This is a genomic window from Meiothermus sp. Pnk-1, assembly GCF_003226535.1.
Taxonomy (GTDB): Bacteria; Deinococcota; Deinococci; order Deinococcales; family Thermaceae; genus Allomeiothermus.
This window is the reverse complement of record NZ_QKOB01000003.1, coordinates 353,268-366,114: the sequence shown is the minus strand read 5'-3', so window position 1 is coordinate 366,114 and position 12,847 is coordinate 353,268. Positions and strand designations below refer to the sequence as shown.

Genomic DNA, 12,847 nt, shown 5'->3' with positions numbered 1-12,847 from the left:
GGGAGGTTCACATTAGGCGCTCGCTGCGTCAAGCCGGGCCAGCTCTTCGGGGTGCAAGGTGAGCTGTAATGCTCCTGTGTTGGCCTTAGCTTGCTGGGCGTTCTTGGCCCCTGGGATGGGCAAGGCGCCTTTCTCTATGCACCAGCGCAGGGCGACTTGGGCCGGGGTAGCGTTCTTGGACGCGGCGATCTGCTGGAGGATTTCCAGCAGCGCCGGGAGCTGCGGGCGGTTTTTGTAGCGTCCTCGGTAGCCGCCTTTGGGGGGGTACTCGGGGCGGTACTTCCCGGTCAGCCAGCCCATGGCCAGCGGGCTATAGGCCATCAGCACGATACCTTCGCGCTCCATCAGCGCTTTGAGCCCGCTTTTCTCGGGGGTACGCTCGAGCAGGTGGTATTCCACCTGGTTGGCCGCCAGCGGGACGTTGTGTTTGCTCAAAACGGTGAGGCTGCGCTCGAGCTGCTGGGGGTTGAAATTCGATACCCCTACGGCTTTGGTCAGGCCCAGTTCGTAAGCTTCGGCCAGCGCTTCTGCCCACGCCTCGGGGGGTAGGGGAGGCCAGGGCCAGTGTTGCAGGTAGAGGTCGAGTTGGGATAGCTGTAAGCGTTTGAGGCTGTTCTTCAGGGCGCGGATCAAGGATTTACGTTGCAAGCGCCAAGGGAAGGGGAAGAACTTAGAGACCACCAAAGGACGGGCGTGGCTGGTTTTGAGCAGCCGCCCCAGCATTTGCTCGGCGCGGCCTAGCCCGTATACCTCGGCGGTGTCCACCAGCCGGACGCCGCCTTCCAGGCTGGCCCGAAACGCAGCCTGGATGTCTGCCTCCCGGTAGCCCTTGCCGTAGCCCCATACCCAGGTATCCCCCCACTGCCAGGTGCCCAGGCCCAGCGGGGGGACGGGAGGGAGGCCCTTGAATTGGGTGAGGGGCTGGGGTGGGGTCATGGTTCAACCTTACCGCCTGAGTTCGCCCTCAACCGCAGAAGGGCTTACGGTCTGGGGTATCGGCTTCTTCCTGGCCTTCCTCGAGCTTTTGGAACTCCTCGAGCGCCGCCCGCACCCGCTCGTGGGCGCCCCTAAACCCCTTTTTGAGCCCGGTGAAGAGCTCCAACGCCTCGTCCACTTGGCTCACCGCGTAGAGGTGGAACTGCCCGGCTTTTACGGCCTGCAACACCTCTTCCGAGAGGGTCAGGTTGACCAGATTGGATTTTGGCAACACCACCCCCTGGCTTCCGGTGAGCCCTACTGCCTTGCAGATACGGTAGAAACCCTCCACCTTGGGGGTAACCCCACCCACCGCCAGCACGTTTCCCAGCTGATCCACCGCACCGGTGACGGCCAGGTCTTGCCGCAGGGGGAAGCCCCCGATGGCCGAGAGGATCGCCAGCAGCTCAGCCAGCCCCGCCGAGTCCCCCTCGATGTGGCCATAGTTCTGCTCGAAGACCACGCTCGCCGTCACCGCCAGCGAACCCACCTCGGCGTAATGGCCGCGTAGATAGCCCTCGAGGGTAAGCGCCGCCTTGTGAAAGACCTGCCCGGTGAGGCCAGCTTCGCGGTCGATGGAGACCACCCCCTCCCGCCCGGCGGAGGCCCGGGCGGTGATCCGCACCGGGCGCCCCCAGGGAGGGTCGGCCTCGAGGATCACCAAGCCGTTCACCTGGCCCAAGGCCCTGCCCTGAAGCTGAAAGCTCCAGGTCCCCTCCTGCACTTCGCGCAAGAAGTGTTCTTCGCTTAGCGCCGAGCGCGCCTCGTGCAGGCGGATGGCTTGCAGCACCGCCTCCCGGGTCAGGGGGGTTGGGGCCAAGGCCCTGGCCTCCCGCGCTAGGGCGAGGAGTTCCCCCAGCCTGGCGTCCAGCAGCTGGCGGTGTTCCACGCTGCGCCGGGCGTGGTCGTACAGGGCAGCCAGAGCCCCTTGGCGCAAGGGGTAGCCGTGGCTTTGGACAAAGTTTCCCAAAAAGCGCAGGGCCTGGGGGTTGGCCTCGAGCACCGGGGAGAACTCTGCCCGGAAGCGAAACAGCTCGGCGAAATCCTCGTCGTGTTCCAGCAGATGGAAGACCTCGGGGGTTCCCACCAGGAAGACCTGGGTCTGTAGGGGCATGGGGAGGACCTCCAGGCTTTGCACCTTAGGGTTGCCCTCCTCGCCGAAGAGCTCGATCTCGCCGTTCTTGAGCGCCCGCTTGAGGTAGGGCCAGCTTCCCTGCTGCCATACCTGGATGGCGTCAAGCACCAAGAACCCGCCTTGGGCCTTGTGCAGCGCCCCGGGCCGGATCAGCCCGACGTGGGTGAAAAGCCCTCCCTCCACCGAGCGGTACTCGAGCCGCCCGCAGAGCCTAGCCGGGGTTGGCAGGGGCTCATAGATCACGGGCGGGGGGCTTTGCGAGGCGGCACCCAGCAGCAGGTGGGCCTGCCAGGGGGTTACGTCCTGGGGGTATTCTCCCGCCTCGCTCCAGGCCAAAAGCTGGCGGTGGAGGGCTTCCCAGTAGGGCCGGGCGGTGGGGTAGCGCTCGCAGAGGGTGCGCAGCCGAGGCTCGAGGTACTGCGCCGCCCATTCGTAGCGCAGCCGCCCCAAAGCCTCGCGACCCCGGTGGGCCAGGCTCATCAGGGCCAGTACGGTCTCTTCCAGCCGCGCCTTGAGATCGGGCGAGGGCTCTTGGGGGCCGGAGAGCCGGAGCCCCTCCTCGGTTCGCTCGAGGGTGAACCCCTGGGCCTTGGCTTCCTCGGCCAGCTTCTCCAGCAAAGCGCGCTGCTGGGCGTTGAACTGGGCCTCGAGCTGGTACTTTTCCTGCAAGAAAGGCATCTGCTCCAAGTAGCCCTGGATCAACTGGCGCTCGGCCAGAAAGCTCGAGGCCGCCCGCTGCAACTCCCAACCCTGCCCTGCCGGGAGAAGGACACCTAGGACCAACGAGGGGGAAAGCGGCAAGTAGAGCTGATCGGGGGGCGGGGTGCGGGGGGGGTGATGCTTGAGGAAGTCGAACAGGGCGGCTTTTTTCCCCAGCCCAGGCGGCCCCACCAAATAGCCGTGCCCACCGGTGCGCAAAGCGGCCTCCAAGGCTTCTCTGGCCCGTTCCTGGCCGTAAAAGCTCTCGCTTGAACCCTCCGGGAGGGAGGCTTCGGGGTCTTGGGGAAAGGTACGCCACTCAAGGAGGTCGTAAGAGAGTCGCACGTTCTCTAAATTACCCCATGGCCCTGGAGGCCCTCGAGCCGAGGAGGTATCCGGTGGGTAGGCCGACGCCGGGAGCGTGGACCGGGCATGATCGCAATCTGCAAGTTTGGGCATTCTTTGGGTATGCTGGAGGTACAAACCAGCCCCAGGTATTGGCCCGTGGGTGTCTGCACCGTTAGGGTTTGCCGTAGGTTGACTTCGCACCGCTGGCTGAGGCTTCTAAGGAGTGACTATGAGCTTGAAAGTGCTAGGGATGATCCTCGCAGGGGGCCAGGGTAGCCGTCTGTACCCCCTCACCGCCAAACGCGCCAAGCCCGCCGTGCCTTTTGGAGCGCGCTATCGCATCATTGACTTCGTACTCAACAACTTCATCAACTCGCGCATCTATGCCATCTACGTGCTGACCCAGTTCAAGGCCCAATCGCTCACCGAGCACATCCAGCGCAACTGGCGCTTTGGGGCTTTTTTGGACGACCACTTCGTGCTGCTGGTCCCGGCCCAGATGTACCGCTACGAGGAGCTAGGAGCGGCCTGGTACCGCGGCACGGCCGATGCTATCTACCAGAACCTGCACCTCATCTTCAACAACCGCCCGGAGACGGTGGCTGTTTTCGGTGGCGACCATATCTTCAAGATGAACGTGGCCCACATGCTCGACTACCACCTCGACAACCGGGCCGACATCACCATCGCCGCCTATTCGGTGCCGGTGGCCGAGGCTAGCCGCTTTGGGGTACTCCAGGTGGATGACCAGTGGCGGCTGCTCGATTTCGAGGAGAAACCCAAGGAGCCCAAGCCTATCCCCGGTCGCCCGGATATGGCCCTCGTCTCGATGGGCAACTACCTCTTCCGCACCGAGGCCTTGGTGGAACTCCTCGAGCACGACGCCCGCGACAACAACTCCTCCCACGACTTCGGCAAGGACGTGATTCCCCGGGCGCTCAAAGAGGGGTACCGCATCCAGGTCTACGACTTCAAGCGCAACCCCATCCCCGGGCAGAGTGGCCCCAACACCTACTGGCGCGACGTGGGGACCCTGGATGCTTACTTTGAGGCCAGCATGGACTTGGTCGCCGTCACCCCGGAGTTCGACCTGTACAACGAGGAGTGGCCCCTGCGGGCGGCCAACTACAACAGCCCTCCCGCCAAATTTGTCCATGAGGCTGGGAACCGCGTCGGCCAGGCTTTCAACAGCCTTCTGGCGGGCGGGGTGATCATCTCGGGTGGGACGGTGCGCTCCTCGGTACTCTTCCGCCGGGTACGGGTCAATTCCTACGCCCTGGTAGAGCGCTCGGTGCTGTTCGATCATGTCGAGGTGGGCCGCTACGCCAAACTCAAGAACGTGATCGTGGACAAAAACGTGCGGATTCCTCCCCATACCGAAATCGGCTTTGACCTCGAGGCCGACCGCGCCCGAGGCTTCATCGTGACCCCTTCGGGGGTGGTGGTGGTGCCCAAGAGCTATCGTTTTTAGCGGGGCGCTCCCGTCGGATCGCCGAGCGGTCTGGTAACCCGCTTGGCCCGCTCCACCGCGCTTTGCGGTCGGCGCCTCCTTTTCTTAACTTGTCTAACACCGATGCCCGACTTCGGTTAGAATCTTCTCCGTCCAGCTATCGGCCGTCGGCGTTTGGCTCTACTTATGGATAAGCACCCTGGCAAGCTGTTCTATCGCCTCACCCGCCTCTTCCCCGGAGATAATCTGCCGGGAAAGCGGGTTCCGGCGGCCAAGGTGTACGCCAACCCGCTTGAGTCGGTGGAGCTTCCCGAACCTGCCAAGGACGGCGGGCCCCCGGTGTGGCGGGTGCTCTCGCGCTTGGTCCCGACCCAGCCTCGGGTAGGGGCTAGCATCACCCAAGCCGAGCTCTCCCAGGCCCTTTTCCCGCTGGCCATGCGGCGAGGGGGGCGTGGCTACCCCTCGGCGGGGAACGCTTACCCGCTCGAGGTTTACGTGGTGGCCCACCGCTTGCAAGATACCTTTCCCGGCACCTACCACTACGCGGCCAAACAGCACCAGCTCGAGCAACTCTCCACCAAGGTGGAGATGCAGGCTTGGCGCATGGCCCTGATGGATCTGGAAGCCGTGGAGAACTCCGCCGCCTTGCTAGTGTTCACGGCGGTTCCCGAGCGCAGCGAGGCGGTGTTTGGGTTGCGCGGGTACAAGTACGGCCTCCTCGAGCCCGGCTACGCGGTGAGCCTGGTGATGTTGGCGGCCACCTCGCTGGGCCTGATGGCCTACCCTGCCGAGACCTTTTATGACGAACAAGTGCGTAAGCTCCTAGCCTTGCCCGAGGGCGAGTACCCGGTGGTGGTGCTGCTCCTGGGGCGCTAGCCTAGGGTGCAGATAGCTGGAAACGGGAGGCGCTCAGCGGTAAGCTTGAGCCCATGTCTGTGCCCGATGATGCTGTGCCTGCTGCGGTCTTCGCCTACGGGACCCTCAAGCGGGGGGAGCGCAACTTCGAGCTCGCCCAACGGGCGGGTTGGTTGTGCTCAGAGCCGGGCTGGCTCGAGGGTTTTCGACTCTTTCACATCCCTCAGCAGGGGCCCCGGCCCTACGGCTACCCGGCCATCGTCCCGGGGGAAGGCCGGGTGCAGGGCGAGGTGCAGCGCTTCCAGGATCTCGAGTTCGCCCTCACCGTGCTCGATGCGCTCGAGGATGAGGGGCAAGAATACCGGCGCATCCCCGCCGTTGCCCGTACCCAATCGGGGGCGATCTGGGTATGGGTCTACGTGTATCCCAGCCTCGAGGCCATCCAGAGTGCCCGGGGGATCCCCCTGAGGGGCGAGGTATGGGCGGAAAGGACCCTTAAAACGTAACCTCATCCGTGGCTGCTGCGGGTAACTTCCGGCATCTTGGAAAAGCACGGTTTGATCACCGCGCCAGAAGGGTTTATAGGTTGAGGGCAAGGGGCTTCTCCCCAACCTGGCGGACCCAAGGAGGAATCCACATGAACAAAAGCAAGGCATTGCTGGTGACGGGGATGGCGTTGTTGGGATCAGCGCTGGCCCAAACCACCCTCAAGATCGGCTTCGTCTCCCCCCTCTCGGGGGAGCTGGCCCCTTACGGAGAACCCGCCAAGAACGGGGCCCAGATCGCAGTAGAGCAAGCCCAGGCGCGCTTCGCCAAGCTGGGTTTCAAGCTCGAGCTCTCCGTTCAGGATGACCAGGCTAACCCCGATACCTCGGTGGCGGTGGCCCGCCGGCTCATCAATGACCCCGATGTGCTGGGGGTGGTGGGGCCGCTGACCTCGGGGACGGCCATTCCGGCCTCAGTGGCCTTTAAGGAGGGGAATCTGGCCATGGTGGTCCCGGTAGCCTCCAACCCTACCCTCACCGAGCGCGGCCTCAAAAACGTCTTCCGGGTCTACGGGCGCGACGACGTGCAGGGGCCTGCGGGGGCAGAGTACGCAGTCAAGACCCTCGGGGTCAAGCGGGTTTTCGTAGTTCACGACAAAGGGGCCTACGGCCAGGGGGTGGCCCAGGCTTTTGCGGAGCGGGCCAAGGCGCTGGGGGCCCAGGTGATCGCGGTAGTGGGTACGGAAGAGAAGGTCAACTTCCAGCCCCTGGTGGCGCAGATGCAGGCGGCCAAACCGGACTTGGTCTACTTCGGTGGCTACCACGACCGGGCTGCACCCTTGCTCACCCAGATGCGCCAGCGCGGGGTGACGGCGCTGTTTATGGGGCCGGACGGCTTCGACAACTCCGAGTTCGTCCGCCTGGCCGGGGCGGCCACCAAGGGGATCTACTACACCTCGCCCGCCGGACCGGCTAGCCAATATCCCAGCGCCAAGCCCTTCGTGGAGGCCTACAAGGCTAAGTTCGGCAAGGAACCCGAGCCCTTCGCGCTCTTCGGCTATGATTCGGCGCAGGTGATTATCGCCGGGCTCGAGGCTGCCATCCGGGCCAATGGCGGGCAGAAGCCCAGCCGCGAGCAGGTGGTGCAGGCCATAAGCAAGGTCAAGCTCAACGGGGCCACCGGCGAGATCGCCTTCGACGCCAAGGGGGACCGTACTTTGGCGCGTTACTTCATCATCCAGCTCAAAGACGGGACCTTCCCCGGAGTTGTCCTCAAGTCGGTTGCCGTTGGCGCGGCCAAGTAGCCCTCGATTTCCCCTCCGCACTTCGGCAAGGTGCGGAGGTTTTTCTCCAAAGCGTGCAATACTAGGCAAGGGTACTCATGCGTGTAGCTTTTGTGGCCTCCGAAGCCTTCCCCTTCGCCAAGGTGGGCGGGTTGGCCGATGTGGTAGGCAGCTTGCCGCAGGCCCTGAAGAAGCGTGGGCTCGAGGTGACGCTCTTCATCCCCTGGTACTGGGGTATTAACGGCTACTACGTGGGTGAGGGCCATTTTCACTTCGCGGGGGGGCGCGAGCAGTTTGGGATCGGCCACTTGGAGCACGGCGGGATACGTTACGTGCTGGTGGGCCTACCGGACTTTGCCCGCGACAGGCCCTACGGTTACGACGACGATTTTCGTCGCTTTGTACGCTTTCAGATGGCGGTGGCCGAACTGGTCAGGGATTTTGATCTGGTGCACTGCCATGACTGGCAGGCCGCGCTGCTCCCGCTCTTGCGCAACCTCGGCTGGTTTTCGGGCCGTACCGTCTATACCATCCACAACCTGGCCTACCAGGGTACCTGGAACCCGCAGGACTTCTATGCCTGGACCGGCCTTCCTGGTGAGACCTACTATGGTGGAGGCTTCGAGCACCGTGGCGGTATCAACCTGATGAAGTGCGGCATCGTGAACGCGGATGCCGTAACCACCGTCTCCCCCCGCTACGCCTGGGAGATCACCACCCCGGAGGGGGGGGAGAGCCTGGACGGGGTGCTGCGCGGGCTGGGGTGGAAGCTACGGGGTATCCTCAACGGGCTCGATACCGAGTACTGGAACCCGGCCACCGACCGTTACCTAAAGCATCGCTACTCGGCGGAGGACCTCTCGGGCAAGTACCGCACCCGCGCCGAGCTGCTGGCAGAGTTCGGCCTGGAAGACCGTCCCACCCTTGGAGTAGTTTCGCGCTTTGCCTACCAAAAGGGCATAGACCTGATCCTCGAGGCGGTGGCGGGGTTGATGGAGCTGGGGGTAAACCTCGTGGTGCTAGGGAGCGGAGATCCCGACCTCGAGCGCAGCTTTGCCTGGGTGGCCGACCACCATCCAGGCCGTATCACTTACGTGCAGGGCTATAACGAGCCCCTGGCCCACCGCATCTACGCTGGGTGTGACGGATTCCTTATGCCCTCCCGCTTCGAACCCTGCGGCCTGGCCCAGATGATCGCCATGCGCTACGGTACCCCGCCCATCGCCCGGGCGGTGGGGGGGCTGATCGACACCGTGCGGCACTGGGAGACGGGCTTTCTCTTCGAGAGCATGGACGCCGGGGGGGTGTGGTGGGGGGTGAGCGAGTTCCTCAAGCATCCTGACCGTAAACAGGTGGCCTTGAACGGGATGCGGCAGGATTTCTCTTGGGAGAAACCCGCCGCGGAGTACCTCGAGCTGTACCGTAGCCTGGTGGCTCATGGTTGAGGAGTTGTTGAAAGCCGGACGTTACGAGGAAGCCCGTCTGCGGTTGCGGGCGGGCGAGGGAAGCGCCCAGGAGGTGGCCAGCTTCGAGGCTTTGCTGGAGCTGCGCGACGCCTTGCGGGAAAAGCAGTACGCCCAGGCGCGGAAGATCCTCGGGCGAGAGGCGGATGGGCTGACCCCCTACCTTGACCTAGAGGAGGTGCGGCGGGCGCTCGAGGCCTTCGAAGGGGACGACCCCGCCCTGATCCAACCCTATACCGATGATCCCCACCTGGGCGCGGAGGCTTGGGCGGTGCTGGGGGTGTTGCGGATCCGCGCGGAGGATCGAGCCGGAGCCAGGGCTGCTTTCGAGGAGGCTTTGCGCCGCGATGCGGGCCATTACCGGGCCAGGACCAACCTGGGGAATCTGGCGCTCGAGGCCGGGCAGGTAGACGAGGCGATCCGCATTTACCAGGAGGTTCTCAAACAGCGCGAGGACTACGCGCACGCTCACCACAATCTGGGAGCGGCTTACCGTAAGAAGGGTCAGCTGGATAAATCGGTCTACCACATCAAGCGAGCGCAGCGGTTGATGTTTTTGGGGGGAGGCGCAAGCCCCAGCCGTTCCTCCCCTCAGGCCCCTCGGCCCCTAGGGAACCTGGGCCAGCGCTGGTGGGTTTGGCTGATTGTGATCGTGGTGGTGTGGTTCTTGCTTAGGCACTGAGGGGTAACAAGGTTTACCCGCGTACAGCGCACGACAGTCGGGCCTTTTTACGACAGGTCCTTGACCATGACTAGATGGACGGCCTCCCGCCCCAGCCAGGGTTTCCACAGGGGGCTTTGCCACTGGATGTAGACTTCGAAGCCGAGCTTTCGATAAAGCCCCAAAGCCGCCTGGTTCTCCTGGGTAGTGGAAAGCTGAACCCCAGCGATGCCCCGAGCCCTCAGGCAGTCCAGGTGGGCCTCCAACAACTTCTGCCCCGCTCCCAACCCCCGCGCCTGCGGGAGCAGGTTGATGTGCAGGTGGGCCGGGTAGCGCTCGATAGGGGCCTGGCGGCTGCCGTAGCGGGCGGCACGGAGCAGGTAGAGGGCGCTTTTGAGCAAGCCAGGGTACCCTCCGCTGAGGATTTTCCTCAGGATTTCCCAAGCTGATCGCAGAAAGTACCGTTGGTAAGCCCGTTCATCGGGGGCGCCGACGATATAGCCGACGATTTCTCCCTCGAGCTCGGCCACGAAATTGCAGGCCCCGACCCCGTTCAGATAGGGCTTGATCCACAGGTCGCGAAAGAGGGGCGGGCTGGGGAAATAGACCGCTGCCGAGTCGCCGAAAAACCCGGTCGCATAGGCGATTTGGCCCAGGGCCTCGAGGTCGCTGGGCCGCGCCGGGCGGATGGTGAGCGATCGGCGGGGTGTGGCCACGGCTTTTCCATGATACCGGGCCTTACTCGCCGGGCGATTTTGCGAGATCATGGGATAGATGCGTCTATCGGTTGCCCCTCGTCGCTTCAAAAAACGCTATCTGGCCCTAGCCGCGGTGGCCGTTCTATTCCTCGCGATCAACGCGCCGGGTCTCGTCGCGGTGGGCTACCGGCTGTGGTACATGCCCCAGGTGGCCCGCCTCCCTACCCTCTCCTTCGGTCAGGAGCGCTTGCTGGTGCTCTCGCCCCACCCCGATGACGAGACGCTGTGCTGTGCGGGAGCCATCCAGCAGGTGCTCCGGGCGGGCGGCCAGGTCTATGTGGTCTGGTTTACCAGCGGGGACGGCTTCGAGTGGGCCGCGACCCTAACCGAGCGCACCCTGCGGCCCCGGGGGCGAGCCTCGCTCGAGCTGGGCAACCGCCGCATCCTCGAGGCGCGCAAAGCCGCCGGAATCCTGGGGATTCCCGAGGCCAACCTGTACTTTCTGGGCTACCCCGACCGGGGGCTAGGGCAGATGGTCGCCCACCCCTCTCGGCGCTATCGCTCGCGGCTTACCGGCGTGGACGCGGTGCCCTATGCCCAAGCCCTATCTCCTGGTGCGGCCTACACCGGGCAAAACCTCGAGTACGACTTCGAGCAGGTGCTAAATGCGGTGAGGCCGACCCTGGTCCTGGCCCCTAGCCCCAAAGACGCCCACCCCGATCACCGCGCGGTCGGCGAGGTAGCCATCCGGGTACTGGGGCGGCGGGGTGAGCTGGAGCGGCTGCGCTACTGGATCGTCCACGGGGGGCTGGAGTGGCCTTTGCCCAAGGGGCTGCACCCGGCCCTGCCGCTCGAGCCCCCACCCCGAGGCCGGGGGCTGCCGTGGGAGCGGCTGGACCTAGACTCAGAGGAGGAGCAGACCAAGCTCGAGGCCACCCGCGCCCACGGCAGTCAGATGGAGTTGCTCTCGCGTTTTATGCTGGCCTTTGTGCGGAAAAACGAGCTATACTCTCCCACCCCGCTGCCCTAGGGTAAATGGGCCTGCACCTTGGGGGTGAGAAACTCGTTGGTGTAGAAGGCCGTCACCGGCAGCTCGGTCTTGACCCGCCCGGTTTGCTTCAGCAGGGTATAGCTGCTGATCCAGCCTTGGGGGTTGGAAAAGCCCAGCCCATGCTGGCGGGTGTAGGGGGACTCGTACAGCCGAATGGAGGCCATGAGCACCGCGTAGCGCGCCTCGTCAAGGTTCTGTACGTATTTCTTGGCGTCTTCAAAAGCTTGGCGCGGGTGGGCGAGGGTGAAGGCCACCGCCTCCTGCGAGGCGCCGAGGAAGCGGCGGGCGAGGTCGGCGTTCTCGAGCACCTTGTCGGTGCTGATGACCCCGTTGCCCGGCGAGCGGTTGTAGGGGCCGGCGGGGATCACGTTGAGCTTGACCCCCTGGCGCTGCAGGAAGACCGGCTCGTTATTGATGAAGCCCATGGCCACGTCCACCCGCCCCTGCACGATGGCCTCGGCCTGGGTGAAGCCGATGGTGACGATCTTGACGTCGGACTCTTTGAGCCCGGCTGCCCGCAGGATGGCCTGGAGCGAGGTCAGCGAGACCCCGAACATCCCCGGCATGCCGATGGTCTTGCCCTTGAGGTCGCGCACCGACCGGATGTTCTTCTCGGCCAGCGAGAACAGGGCGTTGGGCACCGACTGGTACAGCGCCATGACGTATTTCAGCGGGAGGCCCTGCGCCCGCAGCGCGATCACGTCCTCGGCGTCGGCGACCACGAAGTCCAGCTTGCCCTGGGCGAGCAGGGGGTAGAGTTCGCTGGCAAAGCCGTGCTGGAACTCGACCTCGAGGCCCCGCTTGGCATAAATGCCCTCTACCACCCCCGCGTAAAAGGGGGCGAACTGCACGTCGGGCACATAGCCCAACCCCACCCGCACCTTTTCGGCCTGCGCCAACGAAAAGACCAATGCCAAGACCAGGAAGACCCACTGTTTCATCTCGAGCAAACCTCACCTCAGCCGTGCAACCCAAAGCGGAACCCGGTCGGGCACGAACCGACCGACGCTGCCGTGAGCCATGCGCTGTAGGGGGTGGGTTATGAGGTATTGGACATGCCTTGCGCTCGAGCCAGGTGACCCGAGCTTCACTCCTTCTCCCATCCCGACTGTCACGGTCGGCTTCGGAGTTTCACCGAATCGGGCCTGGATGTGGTACAGATTTCCAGGCTTCGCGGGCTGTACCGCCGGTGGAGACTTGCACTCCGCCCTGAAGGAATGGGTCTGGCGACCCGCAGACAGTTTAACCACACCCCTTGGTGGATGAAAAGTGGCCTGGCTATGATGGAGGGGCATTGGCCGGGTTTGACCCAGGGGAGATCGTAGCATTGGCGACCCTCGAGGTGCAGGAGCGGGGCTACGCCCTGTTCGGCCAAGGGAGGGTGCTCGAGGGCACCCGGCAGGGCCAGCGCTACAGCGCCCGCGTGCAGGGCAGCGCGCCCTACCCCTACCGCACCTGGATCGACCTAAAGAAGCAGGACTGGGGCTGTACCTGCCCCTATGCTTGGGGTCCGGTGTGCAAGCACGTGGTGGCGGTGGCCTACGCGATCCAGGAAGCCCCCGAACTCTTCCAGGCCAAGCGCAAGCGGAAAAAGACTACAGACCCCGGGCAGTTGGCCCTGCAAGAGCTTCCCGATGAGGATTTGCTAGAGCTTCTCTGGGAACTAGCCGAACAGCGCCCGGAGCTGATGGAAGAGTTCGCCTACAATTTGCTGCAGCGAGCCGAGTAGGGGCGCAGTGTGCGG

The 12,847-nt window shown here is 64.4% G+C and carries 12 protein-coding genes and 1 riboswitch; of the genes, 8 read left to right on the top strand and 4 right to left on the bottom strand.

All coding sequences use genetic code 11. The features are described from left to right. Nucleotides 1–12: 12 nt before the first annotated feature. A complete protein-coding gene (locus DNA98_RS06540; RefSeq protein ID WP_110527920.1) occupies nucleotides 13–936 on the bottom strand; it encodes an aldo/keto reductase in 924 nt (307 codons plus the stop codon). Between the two features lie 28 nt (nucleotides 937–964). After that, entirely contained in the window at nucleotides 965–3,154 is a 2,190-nt protein-coding gene (locus tag DNA98_RS06535) for an AAA family ATPase (protein WP_110527918.1), read from the bottom strand. A gap of 232 nt (nucleotides 3,155–3,386) precedes the next feature. Here DNA98_RS06535 and glgC point away from each other — a divergent pair, with 232 nt between their 5' ends. The 6 genes from glgC to DNA98_RS06505 all read left to right on the top strand — a co-directional run bounded on the left by glgC (nucleotide 3,387) and on the right by DNA98_RS06505 (nucleotide 9,375). Beyond that, the gene (gene glgC, locus DNA98_RS06530) at nucleotides 3,387–4,628 is read left to right on the top strand and encodes a glucose-1-phosphate adenylyltransferase (RefSeq protein ID WP_110527915.1); all 1,242 of its coding nucleotides are present in this window, start codon (nucleotides 3,387–3,389) and stop codon (nucleotides 4,626–4,628) included. Between the two features lie 165 nt (nucleotides 4,629–4,793). Then, nucleotides 4,794–5,483, top strand: coding sequence for a SagB/ThcOx family dehydrogenase (locus DNA98_RS06525; RefSeq protein ID WP_110527912.1), 690 nt, complete (start codon nucleotides 4,794–4,796; stop codon nucleotides 5,481–5,483). Nucleotides 5,484–5,536: 53 nt separating this feature from the next. Beyond that, nucleotides 5,537–5,968 carry a gamma-glutamylcyclotransferase gene (locus tag DNA98_RS06520; RefSeq protein ID WP_110527909.1) on the top strand — a complete coding sequence of 144 codons (432 nt, stop codon included), beginning with the start codon at nucleotides 5,537–5,539 and terminating at the stop codon, nucleotides 5,966–5,968. Nucleotides 5,969–6,099: 131 nt separating this feature from the next. Further along, nucleotides 6,100–7,251, top strand: coding sequence for a branched-chain amino acid ABC transporter substrate-binding protein (locus DNA98_RS06515; RefSeq protein ID WP_110527906.1), 1,152 nt, complete (start codon nucleotides 6,100–6,102; stop codon nucleotides 7,249–7,251). Nucleotides 7,252–7,328: 77 nt separating this feature from the next. Then, on the top strand, nucleotides 7,329–8,675 hold the full coding sequence (locus DNA98_RS06510) for a glycogen synthase (RefSeq protein ID WP_110527903.1): 1,347 nt from the start codon (nucleotides 7,329–7,331) through the stop codon (nucleotides 8,673–8,675). After that, on the top strand, nucleotides 8,668–9,375 hold the full coding sequence (locus DNA98_RS06505) for a tetratricopeptide repeat protein (protein ID WP_110527901.1): 708 nt from the start codon (nucleotides 8,668–8,670) through the stop codon (nucleotides 9,373–9,375). Before DNA98_RS06510 ends, DNA98_RS06505 begins: the two co-directional genes overlap by 8 nt. 47 nt (nucleotides 9,376–9,422) lie before the next feature. Here the strand turns inward: DNA98_RS06505 and DNA98_RS06500 are convergent, their stop codons facing one another. Continuing rightward, nucleotides 9,423–10,070: a GNAT family N-acetyltransferase gene (locus DNA98_RS06500; RefSeq protein ID WP_233493114.1), complete on the bottom strand. Its 648-nt coding sequence runs from the start codon at nucleotides 10,068–10,070 to the stop codon at nucleotides 9,423–9,425. A gap of 58 nt (nucleotides 10,071–10,128) precedes the next feature. On the opposite strand from DNA98_RS06500, the gene DNA98_RS06495 reads away from it, so the two are divergent. Continuing rightward, on the top strand, nucleotides 10,129–11,082 hold the full coding sequence (locus DNA98_RS06495) for a PIG-L deacetylase family protein (RefSeq protein ID WP_110527895.1): 954 nt from the start codon (nucleotides 10,129–10,131) through the stop codon (nucleotides 11,080–11,082). Here DNA98_RS06495 and DNA98_RS06490 read toward each other — a convergent pair. After that, complete coding sequence (locus DNA98_RS06490; protein WP_110527892.1) at nucleotides 11,079–12,044, bottom strand: ABC transporter substrate-binding protein; 966 nt, start codon at nucleotides 12,042–12,044, stop codon at nucleotides 11,079–11,081. The two genes, DNA98_RS06495 and DNA98_RS06490, sit on opposite strands and share 4 nt — an antisense overlap. A gap of 146 nt (nucleotides 12,045–12,190) precedes the next feature. Continuing rightward, nucleotides 12,191–12,324, bottom strand: a riboswitch (FMN riboswitch). Nucleotides 12,325–12,361: 37 nt separating this feature from the next. Here DNA98_RS06490 and DNA98_RS06485 point away from each other — a divergent pair. After that, nucleotides 12,362–12,832 (top strand): SWIM zinc finger domain-containing protein, encoded by a 471-nt coding sequence (locus DNA98_RS06485; RefSeq protein WP_233493112.1) that lies wholly within the window; start codon nucleotides 12,362–12,364, stop codon nucleotides 12,830–12,832. The last annotated feature ends 15 nt before the right edge of the window (nucleotides 12,833–12,847 follow it).